This is a genomic window from Marinomonas sp. MED121, from assembly GCF_000153025.1.
Classification (GTDB): Bacteria; Pseudomonadota; Gammaproteobacteria; order Pseudomonadales; family Marinomonadaceae; genus Marinomonas.
The window spans coordinates 627,127-642,703 of the sequence record NZ_CH672432.1; the positions used below are offsets into that span (position 1 = coordinate 627,127).

Consider the following 15,577-nt stretch of genomic DNA (forward strand, 5'->3'; position numbering starts at 1 on the left):
TTCAATATGATTATTGATAACTTTACTTAATATCCCTCTAAGCTTCTCATCAAAACTATCATCACCATTCCAGTTTAAAGGCTTCCAAGTATGTAAGTAGCCAATAACTGATGAATGATTTGGAGAATCAAGCTGTAAAAGCATAGCAAAAAGTGCATTTTCATATGTGCTAAAAGCAGTCTGGTTAATTGCTTTTACTTGGTGAAAAGATTGAAAACCATCAGGCCCTTTAATATCGAAGTCTTCATGATTCTCTAATATCAGCTCAAAACCTAAGAAATCGAAATTTCCATTTTCCTGCAGCTGTTTTGTTATTAATGTTAACGTGTGGTAAAGAGCAACTTTACCTTGATAGTTAAACCCGCTCCAAGTTGCAGATGCATCATGCGACATATAAAACCTTAATAAATAAATGTATTTAAAATACCATCAATTTTAAATACCAATTAGGCGCTTCATCGATATAACCAATAAAAACTTTGATCTTGTTTGCACTTACAATGTGCTTATCTCTATGGCAACCTTCTTTAAGAATTAACCAACCATTGCCTGAACATCGCCTAGATTTTCACTCACTTCTCTTCACAATTCAATTTATTTCGTAACCATATAAAAAGACCTCTAATAAAAAAAACACTAAACATAACATTAACTTATATTAGAAAAACTCAATTAGAAAGAGACTCACTTTTATAGCAACCAGCCTTTATACACCTGCTCAAAACCCAGCTGTATTACAATCTATTTCACTTCCCTTTATGCGCTTCCTCGCTGTTACCTCACTTTCCAGAATGAAATTGACACTTTCTCGCTCAGCTTTTTTGGATACAGCATTTACTCACTTCCCTACCTCCAACAAATAAGCATCCACTTGTGCTTGCCCCTTTAACTCAACCACCTTCACTCCGGATTTAGCCTGCTCATTCAAAACTTTCTCATAAGAATTTCGCTTTTTATGGAAGGTTTTAATCACCCACCAGATAATAGAGTCACGGCTAAAAAAGGTTTGTCTGAAGCTTTCCACATTGCCTGCGAATAAGGCCTTTTTAGTCAATATCCTGTGTATAGAGCGGGTTATGGAGCGATAAAGAACCAGCGAGAAACTATGGTTGAGCCAGATGATGTGAGTCGCTTGTGGCCATGTGATATCTCGGGTAACAGAATAGTTACCATCGATAATCCAAGCATTTTCTTCTAAAGCAGCAGGGTCTATGGCTTGCTGTACCAATTCACGAAACTGGGCATCTGGGCGCTCTACCCAGTTGGGTAGCCAGTGCAGTTCATCAAGTTCGATATGTTTGATTTTCTTTTTTGTAGCCAGAGCGCTTGCAAAACTCGATTTACCACTGCAACTTGAGCCAATCACGATAATACGATCCATCTTCTTATCTCTCTTCGTCCTATTTCAAAACTTCAACACATAGTTAAAGTACTTATATAAGAGTTTGATACTCGTTTTTTTGGGTCGAAGATTATAGGTAAACTAGTCTAATAAAAACAACAAGATAAAGTTAATTATTAATGAGATAAAGTTAATGAGATAAAGACGTTATCGTGATTAACACATCATCATTTAAAGCAATATCTAAGCGCTTACCTCCATAAGAAGTGAGAGCTTTATGGAGGTAAGGGCTTTATTTAATCTTCTATCTATTTTAACAGCCATATTTTAACGGCTATATTTTTGCCGGGGGATAATGAATGGGTAGGCACCAATCAGAGTTTTTGTGCTTTTCCCAATATGCAGATTTTAACAATTGGAAGATAGGTCCGGTTGTGCCACTTCCAATCACATTATGGTCGATTTTGGTAATGGGCATAATGCCACCCGCCGTTGACGTAATGAATACTTCGTCAGCATTCCTTAAATCGGTAGGCGTTACCTCAGTTGCACAGCAGCTTATGTGTAATTCGTCACAAAGATCAAAGACGGTTCGGCGAGTTATGCCTGGCAAAACCCCTTTTTCTGGTGTTGTAATTATCTTTCCCTTAACACAAAAAACATTAAAGCCAGGGCCTTCGGCGATATTACCCTCTGAATCCAACAGGATGGCGGTCTCACCACCTTTTTCATAGGCATCGTATAACCCGGTTACCAAATCAAGCCAATGGTAATTTTTGACCTTTGAATCAACCGAGTTTGGCGGAATACGGACAATAGAGCTAATAATGGCATGCAGTCCATTTTTCATTTGATCTTGATTTGCGACCGAGCCAAAGGGAACGGCGAAAGCCATAAAACGATTGATTGAGTCTCTTGGGTCCCGGCTGAAATCCGGCGAATTCCCTCTTGTGCATATCATTTCGACATAGGCGTTTTTATGACCCGATAAGGCCACGCAATTATGCAAAATTTCAGCGACCTCTTCTTTGGAGTAAGGCATTGTCATATGAATTTTCTCTAACCCTGAGAAAAAACGTTCAAGGTACAAATCCAACCTGAAAAATGCACCTTGCCAGACATGGACAACATCATAGGTTGCGTCAGAATGCAAAAAGCCATAATCAAGAATGGATAGTTTTGCTTTTGACATATCTAAATATTGACCATCCATGTAGGCGACGCCTTTTGGATAATTATGTGGGTCCTTATATTCATTGGACAATTGCAGTAAAGCCATATCAAGATCCTATTATCATATTATTTTTCAACCCTGATATTCTTGCAGGAAATGCCTTGGCAAAGTGCCCAAAATTTCCTGTAATATGGGTAAAAAAATTGAAACGGGCTTTTTTATGGGCAAGCACCCTATTGAACTGGATAGAATCGATCGTAAACTTTTAAATATCATGCAAAAAGACACGCGACTCTCTGCTGACTTTCTTGCCCATGAAGTATCAACTTCACGCTCTTCTGTACAAAGAAGGTTAAAGCGGTTACGGGATTCAGGCTTAATTGAAGCAGAGGTTGCAGTCATCTCTTCTGAACTCTACGAACATAAAATCCTATCAATCGTAGAAGTTAAATTAAAAAATGTGCGAAGTGATTTATTAATAGCGTTTAAACAACTCATCAATTCTCATGACCAAGTTCAGCAATGCTACTATATAAATGGTGATACAGATTTTATCGTTATCATTTCAGCAGATGATTTGAAATCTTACGAACAATTCTCAAGAAACCTGTTTGCGGATCATCACAATGTTGAAAGTTATTCCTCAAAAATTGTAGCTGACCGATACAAGGTTGGATTGCAAATTCCGATACACACTTAGGGTAAAGCAACACCCACCTTAGCGTGTGGATAAAAGCCAAATAGAGCGAGTAATTGCTTTCTACTCGCTCCACATTATTTTAGCTTAATAGAGGTTAAGTAAAATCAGTCAATTTTAAAACAGTGGCGTAGCGATCAGCTAATGAAGCCATTGCAGCTTTGTGAATCATGACACCATCAATCACTTCTCCTTCGTTTTCAGACAAGCTTCTTGATGCACATGCATCTTCGCAAATAATAACGTTATATCCTAACTCTACTGCTCTGATACTAGTTGCATTTACACACATATGGCTCATAAAGCCTGCGATAATAAGCTGTTTACGGCCTGTTAATTGCAATAACTCTTCAAGATTTGTATTGAAGAAAGAGTTTGGCATTGTTTTATGAACTACCTGCTCATCTTCTGTTGGTTCAAGATGGCTAACAACATCAGATAAATGTGATTCACAGTTAAATACAGGTGACGTAGCACTAGATTTATGCAGCACATGAAAAACAGGAATTTTTTGATTCCTAGCAACATCTAGTAATTTTTTTGCTTTATCTAAAGCAGCTGTGCCATTAGGCCCTAATTTCAACACTCCTTCACAATATTCGTTTTGAAAATCAATATAAACAAGAACAGCATCATCCCAATCTACATTAGCATCTTGTAATCCAGCAATTGATCGTAGTGTATTAATTTTAGTCATATATTATTACTCCTTTTTTAAATTCGAGCCCATTCTAATTTACCCTCAAAAAAAGTTAATTTGTTTTTGTGCATACTTCATGTGCAAAATTTCTTGTCCTTGATATTTCCAACATAAAATTTACTTATTTATATGACGCACAAATCATGTGCAAAATTTCTTATAGTAAAAAAACAAATATTCTCTTAAAGTCTCGAGCAAAATCAAAGGGAGATTATATAGTGGAAAAGTTAAGGTTACCTATATACGAGTCATTAAGAAGTATTAGTAAAAAATTAAAAGGAAGTTTTCATGCCTTACCCATACAAAATATAAAAAATTCTAGAGATGTTATTTTAAGTCCTGGATTTGTAAAAGCATTAGAGCAAACTAAAAATTTAGAACTTTCAATTACTGGTCCATTTTTTGACAGCTTAACCGACCCATCAAGTTTTATTGATGAGTCATGCAGCCTTTTAAAAAACATTTACTCATCAGATTCATCTTTATTAGTCTCTTGTGGGTCGAGTATCGCAAATAAAATTGCTATTGAAGCATTATGCAATACTCATGATAAAGTTATATGTCAAAACGGCGTTCACCAATCAATTTACTTTTCACTAAAGTCATCCAATATTAATGTAAATTATATTGATGATATTGCCTGCAAAAGTGATATTGGTGTCACGGGCGCAGATGCTAATAGTATTATTGAAAACTTAAAACAAGCTGAAGAAAGCGGTACGCCATACAGCGTATTAATTGTTAACAGTCAAACCTATGATGGAATATGCTTTGACTTTAAATTATTTCTAGAAGCTGTTTGCCAGATAGCACCAAACCTAGAAAAAATCATCCTTGATGAAGCTTGGGGGGCATGGTCTGCTTTTGACCCATTAATGAAAGAAACTAGCGCAATTCATAATGCTCGTATCTTTTCTGATGCCTATAACAAAAACATTGTTGTCATACATTCTCTTCATAAAACGCTCTTCACTTTTAGACAAGCAAGTTTAATTAACTTTTATGGAAATTCAGAATATGCAGATCGTCTAATCGGCTCACACTTTAGAAATCACACAACATCTCCAAGCTACCCCATTCTTTGTAGCTCAGAACTAGCTATTTTTCATGCTAATGAGTTCGGAAAAGAATATTCAGAAAGGAGCCGAAAACTAGTTGATAAGGTAAGAAATTTTATTAATGAAAATTTATCTGGTTTTGAAATCGAAGAAAACAAAACCAATAGTAAATATCTAACAACAGACCCTACAAAACTATGGATTACATGTAAGTCCCATCTTTTTAATGGTGAAAAAATACGGGAACACTTATTTAATAACTATGGAATTTACATTAGTCGATATTTTAAAAACTCTTTCCTATTAAATTTTCACTATGGTGTAAATGATGAAATCGTAGAACATTTAATAAATAGTCTACTTTTAATGGATAGGAGAATACATACAAAAAATGAAAAGCTCGACCTTTCAATAGGTGATGTCTCAGAATCATTTTTTATTTTATACCCACCAGGAATACCCGTTTTAAAACCAGGACAAAGAGTGTGTGAGAATGCGTTAAGTAAAATCAATCAGTCTTTATTTGATAATACGTCTTTATTAGTTGTAGATGGAAACTAACATGATACCTTTAGGAAAAATTAAAGAAATTGCTTCTGCAAGAGGTGATAAAAACGCCCTTATATTCGATGGAATGAAAATTTCTTGGAATGAATATTATAAAGTGGTAAAAAATGTCACCATAAATTTAGCAAGTAAAATTGACTATAGCTCAGAAATTTCTATGTGCTATATTTCACCAAACTGCCTAGAACTCATTTACTTGATGTCTGCTGCATCATCGCTAAAAATACCTTGTACAGGTATTGATTATACACAAAACCCTAGCAAACTTGAGCCAATGTTAAAGTCTGCAGGCTGTAAAGTGTTAATCATTTCATCTTCATATTGCATTCAAAACAATGTCAATTTACAGGAACTATCCTCAAATTTAATCATTATAGATATTGATAATATTGCAAAAAATGGCATTTTATTTAAGGATCTAACAACACCAACAGAAAAAAACTTTGAAAGCTTAACGATTCAGCACCGAGCATTTAAAAGTATCTCTTTCACCTCAGGAACATCGGGCATTCCCAAATCTGTTGTTCGAAACAAATCCTTTGATGCTCGACGCTTTGCCTTTTTTACAGCAAGATATGGTTTTTCTTCAGATGATCAACATCTATTAGCTATGCCTCTATATCATGCTGCGGGAAGTGGATGGTCTAGGTTGTTCATGCAATTAGGAGCAACCCTTATCATTGCTAAACCCCATGACACCAAAGATATGGCAAATTTAATAAAAAGCGAATGGATTACCACTAGTGCAATGACGCCACCACTTCTTAATGATGTTGTAAAACATTATCAAGATGAAGGCTATTCACCAAAAGATAATAACCTCAAGTTTATTATTGTCGGTGGTAAGCATTTTCACCCCCAAGCTAAACTACAAGCAATCAATACATTAGGCCCTGTCATTCATGAATACTATGGAACAACAGAAACAGGTGTTAATGCCTTAGCAGAACCAAAAGACTTAATATCTAACCCTACTAGTGTTGGTAGAGCCTACGATGGAAACAACATTCTAGTCTTAGATAAAGAAGGAAAAACCTTACCCCCTAACCAAGTCGGTCGTATTGCAATCGCAAGTTATATGAATATGGATAGCTATGGCAATCAAGACTCTGAATCAGTTTTAATAGAAGGAGAGCAATACCTAGTTACAGCTGAAACTGGCGAAATGGATGCTAACGGGAATATTTATCTGAGAAACCGCGCCCAAGGTGAAAGTGTTTTAAATGTTTATGAGTTAGAAAACGAAGTAAGACACTTACCGGGTATCAAAGATGTGGCTATGATTCCAGCATCAAAAAACTCTGTGTATTGTGGATTTGTCACCAGTGACGACTTTATCGTTGCAGATAATGAGTTAATCCGAAACATAAAATACATTTGCAAAAAGTTGAAAGTAAAAGTTGCAGGTATAGGGCATGTAGACACTATCCCTTATTCGCCGTCTGGCAAAATTAGAAACGATCAACTTAAAGATATGATCTTACACAAAGGCCAGCCTAATCAAGCTACTGAAAAAGACAGCTCTGATAAAAAAGGCATTAGTTTTACCCAATATATTATTGGAATTTGCTGCCTATTAGGTACAGCCATGGCCTGGGGAGGCATGTTTCCAGTCGCAAAAAATGCACTGCAATCGATGGATGCCGTTCATATAAGTTTGATTCGTTATGGTTTTGCTTCTTTAATCTTTATGGCAATGCTAGCCACAAAAGAAGGCATACTTTCTTTATTACCAGGAAAGCATATTTTTAAACTATGGATGTTTGGCTCTTTTGGTTTTGCAGGGTTTAGCATACTCGCTTTTGCCGGTCTTGCTTATACCAAGCCACAGCATGGCGCAATCATTATGGCGCTGATGCCTTTAATTTCCGCCATTATGATGTGGGTTCTAAAAAATATTAAACCCGCTAAATTTACCTTGATGTCAATTGCACTCGCCTTATTAGGTGTGGTACTTGTAATTACTAAAGGAGATATCAATGCGTTTTCTGGTGGCAGTATTTTACCAACTCTCGTCATTCTTTCTGGTGCATTTTGCTGGGTAACCTATACCATTGGAGCAAGCTATGTAAGTGACTTCTCAGTGCTGAGATATACTGCACTTTCATGTTTCTTAGGCGCGCTTACAATTTTATTTATCGCTTTCGTTACAAATGCCACAGGTATTACTCAAGCACCAGATTTACAACAAATATTTGCTGTAAAATGGGAGCTTCTCTACCTCATAACGTTTGCTGGTGTAATTGCCGTTTTCTCCTGGAATTATGGTATCAATACTCTAGGACCAATTAACGGCATTTTATTTATAAACTTGGTTCCAATTACCGCTTTTACAATTGGTTCATTAAAAGGAGACCTGATTACTCAGCCTGAAATACTCGGAGCTACCATCACTATTTCTGTGTTAATTATGAATAATATTTACACAAGATGGTCCACAACCAGTAAACCAGCCATGGCACCTCAAGCATTCAAGCTCCAAATGTCACGGTAGCAGAATTGAAAATCAAATAATTAGAATGGCAAACTAACTCAGTTTGCCATTTTTTATTGAGTTAATTTATTATGAAAGATTTTAATTAGCTCATCCATAACAAGTTTTTTAGGCGTAGAGTGCGCTGTTTTTTTTGAGGTTAGCATCCAAATTTCTCGGGTAACGGCGTCATCCGGCTCATAGAAAGAACATTGATCAGGCTGTATCGCAATCTTAGGGATAAATGAGATACCAAAACCCGACTCAGAAGCTTTTTTTTGGGCAGAAACCGTATCAGTTTGAAGCTTAATCGACTTTGTACCAAACCTTTCAACAAGATATTTACACTCAGGTAAGTCGTTAAAAGCTGTTGAATAAGTGATAACGTTCACCTTTTCATTATTTTTAAGACGGTTTATCCAGTAGTCAGTTCCATATAAAACATACGTTATCTCACCAAGCTTTTTACAAATTGACTCACCCCTTTCAGGTAACTCCATTCTAAGGGCGATATCAGCTTCTAACTTAGAAATATTGACATTTCTACTTGATGTATCAATTTCAAATCTCAATTCTGGAAACCTGTAATGCAAGGGAGCAAGATTTTCAATTACAAAATGTTCAGCTAAAAAAGGGACCAAAGAAATCTTAGTATTTTGATTAAAAACTGTTCCAGGTGATAAGTCCTCTCCTAGAGCCTCTATTTTCTCTCGCATTTCTAACGCTTTGTCATATAAAAAACGACCTTCGATAGTAGATACAAAACCATCCTGAGTCCTATCAAATAGCTTTAATTTAAGTGAGTCTTCTAGTCTCATTATCCGCCTAGATACCGTAGCATAATTAACATTAAGCCTTTCTGCGGCCTTACTTACAGTATTTGTTTCAAATAAAGCTAAAAAAAACTTTATATCATCCCAATTTAAGTTCTTCATGTAGTCCCTTAGTCAATTTCTAATTATAAATCCATGGCAAAGAGGGATATTACTTCCCAAGCCAAAAAGCGAATATATTAATAAAACCTTATATATGAGTGTGATTTTTATAAATAGAGCCTAGATATCAGCAATTAGTGACGCACATTTATTTAACAATATTTCAATAGGAGTGAGGTAACTTAGCGACTTTCTGGGCCTCAAATTTATTAGCATTTGTGTGACTACAATATCCTGCTCTGTGGGCTGTTCCATAACGAACCCTTTTGGATAAAGCGCCTCAGTAGACCTTTTGTATTTCTGTTTAGACCGTTTTCCCATAAGTGATGGGACTTAGCAAAGTCAATTTTACATGTCAGCGCTTTGGCAATACTTTGATGAACTGCGAATTCACCGCCGTTATCAAACGTGATGGTTTTAAAAAAATTCCTTAAATGGGTTTAACAGACTTTTAATGGCTTTAGAGAGTAATCTTTTAGTCTTTCTAATAACTAGATCAATCAAAGCTTTGTTACTTCCTTGCTTAATATCACTAAGTAACTATCTTGACTATGAACCGTATCAATTTCCCTATGACCTATTTCTTATTTGTCATTAAGTTGCTTATATCAATCTGGCGATTAAGCCAGCGCCTTACACCATGTCCTTACCTAGTTTATAAATTCAGATCATAGAGGTATGAGTGTGAGCCTTCTCTGCACAATATTTGTTATGGGGCATCACTGAAGTTCCCGCATAATCTTTTTATTATGATTTTCATTTTGATTGCGATAGCTCATGCTGAAAAATCAAGCTCATTTAACCCTTGAAACTGATATCGTTCTTTTTGTACCAGTTGCTTATAATGATTGCTCATTATTAGAAGAGCTTGTTGGATTGTGTGAGCACTCGAAGCCTATAGCCAGCCGCCTCTATTATCAATAAAAGGCATGTCTGTTATTACCTCAATCTAAAGCTTCTTTAGTTATTCAATTTAGCTGTGATCCCACTTACTGGCCCTAACCTGTATAGTGAAATTAATAGTTCACTTCATTGAAACACAAACTATAACAACAACTTATCTCTCGTATAATTCTTAAGTTAAGCTCAGTTTTATGGCCCACATTTATACTTTAGGTATGATTTGGAGGATATTACATAGAATTACAACAAACATTATCATCTGCTTGCTGTACTGCTTTAGAGGCTTTTACCTGCCTCTTATTTTTGAGGATTAAAATTTGGAGTTTGCTCAATGCGAATCAAAGCCTGCAATAAGAATCCAATCATTAGGCCATTCAGTAAATGCCAAAGAAAATGGCTACCTAAAGCAAAGCTGGAGCACAAAGCGAGGTCATAGGTTCTTGCTACAAGGGATAAGATAAAGTCAAGCGCTGCACTCATTACCCAAGGCCATACAAGGCGCTTTTTATTAAGCTAATAACGACAAACATCCAAATGTAAATCAGAGCTGGTTTTTTAGAGCAAGAATGGGAGCGAGATAAAGCTAAAAAAAGAATGAAGGAAGTTTACTTATTTAGCAGGTATTAAAACGCTTAGTAAGTAAGATTTTAATACCTGCTGTTGAGGCTAGATGATTAAGCCTATGATGTGACGATTACTTTCCTGCTGTTTAGAGCTTGTTCGTATTCTTGTGTTCCTTCATATACACAAGGTAATCAATAGCATTGTCGATATCTTGATCTGATAAATTTGGCAACCCTGCCATTCTACTTCTGGCTCTAAAGCTATTTGGGTTACGGATAAACTGCTTCATATACTCTTTTGTGCGGTATTCGGTAATATTTTGCGGAATATTCAGTTCAGGGCCAATCACGCCACCGACTAAATTGACTGAGTGACAGGCCAAACAAGCCCCTTTAAATAACTTGTACCCTTCGTGGACAGAAGCGGAAGCTGATTGCTCAGGTTTAATCATCTGATAGCTGTCTTTGGCAGATATTTCTAAAGCAACCACCTGATGGGGCCATGGGAAAACACCGAATGTTTCTTTTTGAGGCCACACCATATAAAAAGGTGCCGGATCGGCGGTTTTCTTTCCTTCTCGCATTGGCTCAAAATCACCAGCAACCCCTTCACCGTTTTGATCCAATTGACGATAGCTGATCAGGGCATCTGGGTATTTGCGCAGAATATCGCCATCAAGTACCGCTTTATAGCCATCAGCACACACAACCGTCACTTCTGCAATGTCGTCTAATGAATAATGATTGTGCTCTAGCATGGCTTTTAGCGAAATGCCTTCATAGGTTTTATCTTCATGATAAGACACGTCGTAGACGGTAAAGGATTGCACTTTGAATGTGTCTATCATGTCAGACAGAGTCATCACTGACTCATATTGTTCAGATTGAATTCTGAACGTCTGAGACTCGTCATAGGCCATTGCCGACATAGAAACACCCGCTGTTAAGAGGCAACTCAACAAAATCCGTTTCATCAATAATCATCCTTATATTCAAGTTCCATAAAATCGAGCGGGATACTGCATGAAACAGAAGATGAGATCAAAAGGTTTGTATCAATTATTAAAAAGTCTAACAAATGAGTGATTTAGGACTAGATTAGTGCAATTAAAACAATAAGATAATAGAGGAATTAATTAATACTCAAACAATCCATTTAAGCACTCGATTTAAGCAAAAAATCTAGACTAAATAGCGATCAAAACGTTTCCTAAGTAGCGCTTTAATCTGCTCTGTTGGGGCGGCATCGATTGCTTTTTGCATTTCAAGCTTTGCAGCTTGAGACTTCCCAATCTGAAAAAGTAGATCCGCTTTGACGGCATTCCAGTGGTAAGAGCATGCAAGCCAGTTGGGCGGTGTGAGGCTGGCTAAATAAGCAAGTGCCGCTTCTGGGCCATCAAGATGAGAAACGACTATGGCGCGGTTTAACCCTAATAAAGCCGAAGGGCTAATTTGTTGTAGTTTATCGTATGCCGATAGGATATTTTGCCAATTGGTCTGTTCAAAGCTAGGGGCTAGACAATGCTCTGCGGCAATACTGGCTTCAAGATGATAGCGAGATAAATGCTCACCTTTTGCTGAGGCAAGCAGATAACTCATGCCGGTTTCAATATGCTTGTCATGCCAGAGCGACCTGTCTTGATCCGAGAATAATATCAGTTCACCACTGCCCTCTTGTCGGCTATTTATTCTCGCGAGATGAAAGAAGATTAAGGCCAATAGCGCGAAGGTTTCTGGCTTATTACCAATAGGATGTTCCGACAAAACACTGGCAAGATGGATTGCTTCTTGGCACAGATCGAGCCGAATAGCCTTGTCTGGATGGGATGATAAATACCCTTCGGTAAAAATAAGATAAATCACATTCAATACATTTGAAAAACGACGATTAAGTTCAAATAAACTGAGGTTAGCAATATCTAGCTCACTCGTTTGCAGAGACGACCTAGCTCGATTAAAGCGTTTATAAACATTGGCTTGTGTGATGAAAAGACGTTTCGCTATCTCCTTAGTACTAAAGCCGCACACGCTTTTTAGGGTAAAAACGAGTTGTGATTGCGCCGGCAAGGAGGAATCGCAACAGATAAACATAAGGGACAGCATGTCATCACTCATCTCTTTAGATAAGGGGATTTGCAAGCCTGTATCTTGTTTACTTTCTTGTTCATCCGTTTGGATTAATGCCTGCTGAATGAGCAAGGTTTGTTTGCGTTTATCAGAACGAAACTCAGACATCAGCGTGCGATAAGCCACTTGGTAAAGCCATGCACTCGGTTGCTTTGGTTCACCACTCACAGGCCAAGCATCTAAGGCGGTTAGCATGGCGTCTTGCACGGCATCTTCCACTAGACCCAGGTGCGCTATGCCTACTCGCTTACTTAAGCTCGCGACAAGTTGACCATAATGATGTCGAAACACATGATCAACTTGGTGCGGTTTCTCTTCTTGATAACTAGTACCATTTGAATTCATGAGGCTATTTCATGGGGCTATTCTGGTGTCCAGATTTCTCTGATTTCGATACTCACATTGGGGCTTTCTATCATAGGGCTTTGATTAATCACAGCGACGGCCTCTTCCATATCTGCTGCACTTATCATCATATAACCGCCAACGATTTCTTTTAGCTCGATAAAAGGACCATCCTCAACACTAGATTGGCGTACAACGCTGGCACTGCCGCTCAATTTACCGCCCATGTCTTTAATATTATCGGTAAACTTATCTTGCCATGCTTGGTACTTGGCATACATGGCTTCCATCTCTGTGGGAGAAGGTGAGGATGCGTTATCACAGCCTTGCTCTGATTCACTGCGTAAAATGCACATATAGGTTTTGTTAGACGTTTTTTTATCTGACATTGTTTTATCTGACATTGTTTTATCTGACATTGTTTTATCTGACATAGTTGCTCCAAAAATTTGATCTAAGATCAGGACTTAATTGCCTCTGATACCCTATAAACGTATGAGCTCGTGAGATTTGGACACTTTTTTTAAATTTCTTGTCTCTTTAGAAAGATTTTCTCTTTAATAAAGTCTTCTCTTTAGTAAGGCTTCTCTTTAGAAAAGCATCTATTTAGAAAAGGCCTCGATTTTCTGGTTAGCATCAATACCTAACTCGCTTAACACTTGCACTAATTGTGTTTCGTCTTCTTCTACTTGCTGCACTAACCAATCTTGGTATTTTGCCATGGCCCCTTTGCTGGGTTGTTTAGAGATTAAAAGATAGTCCAACCCTAATAAAATCGGCATATTAAAAGGAATGACGAGGCGTTTTTCGGCTAAGGCTTTGATGGCATAAAACACATCGCACACCACTAGCCCTATACCATTTTCTGCGGCTGACAGGGCCATATCTAGGGTTTCAAACTCATAGCCTTGGCTTACATCAAGCGCTTCTTTTTCTAACTCTCTACCTTCTAGCTCTTTTTCCTCGAGGGATTGCCCTCCTAGTAATTCATTCCAAGCTTGCCAATGTATGTGTCCATCTAAGCGGGTGTGTATCAGGGTTTGTCCGATCAGATCCTTAGCTGAGTTTATTGGGCCACTTTTCTCAAGGTAAGCGGGAGAGGCTAATATGCATAGCCACTCTTGCCTTAGTTTTACTATTGAGGCGTCTTCATCTGTGTAATTTAGACAAGCATGTAAGGCGAGTTCGTCTCCTTTTAGGTTGACGCTATCTGTGATCTTCCTCATCCAGGTGGTTTCAATATGCAAATCTAACTCAGGCTTGGACTGCTTAAGCTCACCCATTTTAGGGATAAGCCACCTCGCCGCAAAAGTAGGCGGTACTTGTAGCCTTAATAAAGGTTGGCTGCCTTGTATTTCATCCACTGCAAGTTGCAGTAAATCGAGGGCTTGGCTGGCCCTTTGTTGCAGTATCTTGCCTGATTCTGTGAGCGCGAGTTGATGCCCTTCTCTTACAAAAAGTGCTGAGCCTAAAAAAGCTTCTAACCCTTTAATTTGTTTACTCACGCCACTTTGAGTGAGAGCAAGTTCGTCACCTGCTTTGGTAAAGTTTAAATGCCTAGCTGCGGCTTCAAATACGCGAATAGATTGCTGTGCAGGCAGCCTTGGGTAACGCTTATTACCATGAATTTCAGTCATACCATAAGAACCAGAACTCGTTTGTTGATGACATGTTAAGTCTCTAAGCTATTGATCAGTTATCCCCTATTAGTGGCTCTATATTCGCTCTATATTCGCTCACTATTCAACATATTCCTTATATTGAGGACAATTTTGGAGAAGTTTATGTCAGATAATAAGTCATTACCTGCATTTTACAATGGCGACTTCATGACTCTGAGTCAGGTTAACATTTCCCCCATGGATAGAGGTTTCTTATTTGGCGACAGTGTTTATGAGGTGATTCCAGCGTTTCATGGCAGGCTTTTAGGCGAGGTAGAACACTACCAAAGATTAATGAATAGCTTGGCGAGCATTGGCCTTAGCCTGCCCTACTCGATTGATGATTTGATCAGTATTAGCCAGGCTTTGTTAGCTCAAAAACCTGCCTTTGCTTTTATTTATGTGCAAATCACTCGCGGTGTAGAAGCAACACGAAAGCATCGTTTCCCTGTGATCGCTGAACCCACTATCTTGATCTACTCTCAAGTTGTTGAAGCCGCTTTTGGTCTTGACTATCAAGGTTGTCACGGCCACTTCCATGAGGACATGAGATGGCAGAAGTGTGATATTAAATCCACCAGCTTGATGGGCAACATTTTGGCTTATCAGCAACTTTATCAGCAAGGTCATGAGAATGATGAAGCCTTGTTAGTGAGAAATGGGTTAGTTGTCGAAGCGCCAAGCAGCAACCTCTTCATGGCGAAAGATCAGGTTATTTATACACCACCACTTAATAACATTTTAGCCGGCGTTACCCGTGATTTGGTGATCAAGCTGATTCATGAAGCTGGCTTTGAGTTTATCGAAAATGCACCCACTAAAGCGATGCTATTGGATGCTGATGAGGTTTGGCTAACTAACTCCTATGAGGAGCTAAAGCCGATTATCACCATTGAAGGTAAAAACATAGGCACAGGAGCACCCGGCCCGATTTGGCAGCAGCTTTTTAGTGCCTATCAAGAGTTAAAGAGTCAGAAATTAAAAAGCCAAGAGTTAAAGAGCCAGAATTGAAGCGCTAGGTAATGAAGAGCC

14 protein-coding genes are annotated in these 15,577 nt (G+C 38.0%); 4 read left to right on the top strand and 10 right to left on the bottom strand.

Translation table 11 applies throughout. From position 1 onward, the window contains the following. From MED121_RS24465 to MED121_RS18200, 3 genes are all read right to left on the bottom strand, one after another. Window positions 1-393: hypothetical protein (locus MED121_RS24465; RefSeq protein ID WP_009835227.1), on the bottom strand; the 393-nt coding region annotated here is incomplete at its 3' end. Between the two features lie 445 nt (window positions 394-838). Beyond that, a complete protein-coding gene (locus MED121_RS18195; protein ID WP_009835228.1) occupies window positions 839-1,381 on the bottom strand; it encodes an adenylate kinase in 543 nt (180 codons plus the stop codon). A 295-nt stretch (window positions 1,382-1,676) separates the two neighbouring features. Continuing rightward, window positions 1,677-2,621, bottom strand: coding sequence for an aminotransferase class IV (locus MED121_RS18200; protein WP_009835229.1), 945 nt, complete (start codon window positions 2,619-2,621; stop codon window positions 1,677-1,679). Window positions 2,622-2,706: 85 nt separating this feature from the next. Here MED121_RS18200 and MED121_RS18205 point away from each other — a divergent pair, with 85 nt between their 5' ends. Further along, on the top strand, window positions 2,707-3,216 hold the full coding sequence (locus MED121_RS18205; RefSeq protein WP_009835230.1) for an Lrp/AsnC family transcriptional regulator: 510 nt from the start codon (window positions 2,707-2,709) through the stop codon (window positions 3,214-3,216). 94 nt (window positions 3,217-3,310) lie between these two features. Here MED121_RS18205 and MED121_RS18210 read toward each other — a convergent pair whose 3' ends face one another. Beyond that, window positions 3,311-3,910, bottom strand: a complete 600-nt coding sequence (locus tag MED121_RS18210) for a cysteine hydrolase family protein (RefSeq protein ID WP_009835231.1) — start codon at window positions 3,908-3,910, stop codon at window positions 3,311-3,313. A gap of 221 nt (window positions 3,911-4,131) precedes the next feature. Here MED121_RS18210 and MED121_RS18215 point away from each other — a divergent pair, with 221 nt between their 5' ends. After that, window positions 4,132-5,532 (top strand): lysine decarboxylase, encoded by a 1,401-nt coding sequence (locus tag MED121_RS18215; RefSeq protein ID WP_036181031.1) that lies wholly within the window; start codon window positions 4,132-4,134, stop codon window positions 5,530-5,532. 1 nt (window position 5,533) lies between these two features. Then, complete coding sequence (locus MED121_RS18220; protein ID WP_036181033.1) at window positions 5,534-8,032, top strand: AMP-binding protein; 2,499 nt, start codon at window positions 5,534-5,536, stop codon at window positions 8,030-8,032. Between the two features lie 53 nt (window positions 8,033-8,085). Here MED121_RS18220 and MED121_RS18225 read toward each other — a convergent pair whose 3' ends face one another. The 6 genes from MED121_RS18225 to MED121_RS18255 all read right to left on the bottom strand — a co-directional run bounded on the left by MED121_RS18225 (window position 8,086) and on the right by MED121_RS18255 (window position 14,521). Then, window positions 8,086-8,946: a LysR family transcriptional regulator gene (locus MED121_RS18225; protein ID WP_009835234.1), complete on the bottom strand. Its 861-nt coding sequence runs from the start codon at window positions 8,944-8,946 to the stop codon at window positions 8,086-8,088. A gap of 1,200 nt (window positions 8,947-10,146) precedes the next feature. Continuing rightward, window positions 10,147-10,329 (bottom strand): hypothetical protein, encoded by a 183-nt coding sequence (locus MED121_RS18235; RefSeq protein ID WP_009835237.1) that lies wholly within the window; start codon window positions 10,327-10,329, stop codon window positions 10,147-10,149. 229 nt (window positions 10,330-10,558) lie between these two features. Next, entirely contained in the window at window positions 10,559-11,386 is an 828-nt protein-coding gene (locus MED121_RS23880; RefSeq protein WP_050764612.1) for a c-type cytochrome, read from the bottom strand. Window positions 11,387-11,594: 208 nt separating this feature from the next. Then, window positions 11,595-12,884 carry a sigma-70 family RNA polymerase sigma factor gene (locus MED121_RS18245; RefSeq protein WP_009835239.1) on the bottom strand — a complete coding sequence of 430 codons (1,290 nt, stop codon included), beginning with the start codon at window positions 12,882-12,884 and terminating at the stop codon, window positions 11,595-11,597. A 17-nt stretch (window positions 12,885-12,901) separates the two neighbouring features. Beyond that, the gene (locus tag MED121_RS24550) at window positions 12,902-13,318 is read right to left on the bottom strand and encodes a YciI family protein (protein WP_009835240.1); all 417 of its coding nucleotides are present in this window, start codon (window positions 13,316-13,318) and stop codon (window positions 12,902-12,904) included. Between the two features lie 168 nt (window positions 13,319-13,486). Beyond that, the gene (locus tag MED121_RS18255) at window positions 13,487-14,521 is read right to left on the bottom strand and encodes a LysR substrate-binding domain-containing protein (protein WP_009835241.1); all 1,035 of its coding nucleotides are present in this window, start codon (window positions 14,519-14,521) and stop codon (window positions 13,487-13,489) included. Window positions 14,522-14,668: 147 nt separating this feature from the next. Between MED121_RS18255 and MED121_RS18260 the strand changes: the two genes are divergently transcribed. Further along, a complete protein-coding gene (locus MED121_RS18260; RefSeq protein WP_009835242.1) occupies window positions 14,669-15,556 on the top strand; it encodes an aminotransferase class IV in 888 nt (295 codons plus the stop codon). Window positions 15,557-15,577 lie beyond the last annotated feature (21 nt).

Coding starts and splice junctions, on each gene's coding strand:
- MED121_RS18205 (WP_009835230.1), top strand. CDS start 2,707: ATGGGTAAAAAAATTGAAACGGGCTTTTTTATGGGCAAGCACCCTATT.
- MED121_RS18200 (WP_009835229.1), bottom strand. CDS start 2,621: ATGGCTTTACTGCAATTGTCCAATGAATATAAGGACCCACATAATTAT.
- MED121_RS18220 (WP_036181033.1), top strand. CDS start 5,534: ATGATACCTTTAGGAAAAATTAAAGAAATTGCTTCTGCAAGAGGTGAT.
- MED121_RS24550 (WP_009835240.1), bottom strand. CDS start 13,318: ATGTCAGATAAAACAATGTCAGATAAAACAATGTCAGATAAAACAATG.
- MED121_RS18195 (WP_009835228.1), bottom strand. CDS start 1,381: ATGGATCGTATTATCGTGATTGGCTCAAGTTGCAGTGGTAAATCGAGT.
- MED121_RS18255 (WP_009835241.1), bottom strand. CDS start 14,521: ATGACTGAAATTCATGGTAATAAGCGTTACCCAAGGCTGCCTGCACAG.
- MED121_RS18235 (WP_009835237.1), bottom strand. CDS start 10,329: ATGAGTGCAGCGCTTGACTTTATCTTATCCCTTGTAGCAAGAACCTAT.
- MED121_RS18245 (WP_009835239.1), bottom strand. CDS start 12,884: ATGAATTCAAATGGTACTAGTTATCAAGAAGAGAAACCGCACCAAGTT.
- MED121_RS18260 (WP_009835242.1), top strand. CDS start 14,669: ATGTCAGATAATAAGTCATTACCTGCATTTTACAATGGCGACTTCATG.
- MED121_RS23880 (WP_050764612.1), bottom strand. CDS start 11,386: ATGAAACGGATTTTGTTGAGTTGCCTCTTAACAGCGGGTGTTTCTATG.
- MED121_RS18225 (WP_009835234.1), bottom strand. CDS start 8,946: ATGAAGAACTTAAATTGGGATGATATAAAGTTTTTTTTAGCTTTATTT.
- MED121_RS18210 (WP_009835231.1), bottom strand. CDS start 3,910: ATGACTAAAATTAATACACTACGATCAATTGCTGGATTACAAGATGCT.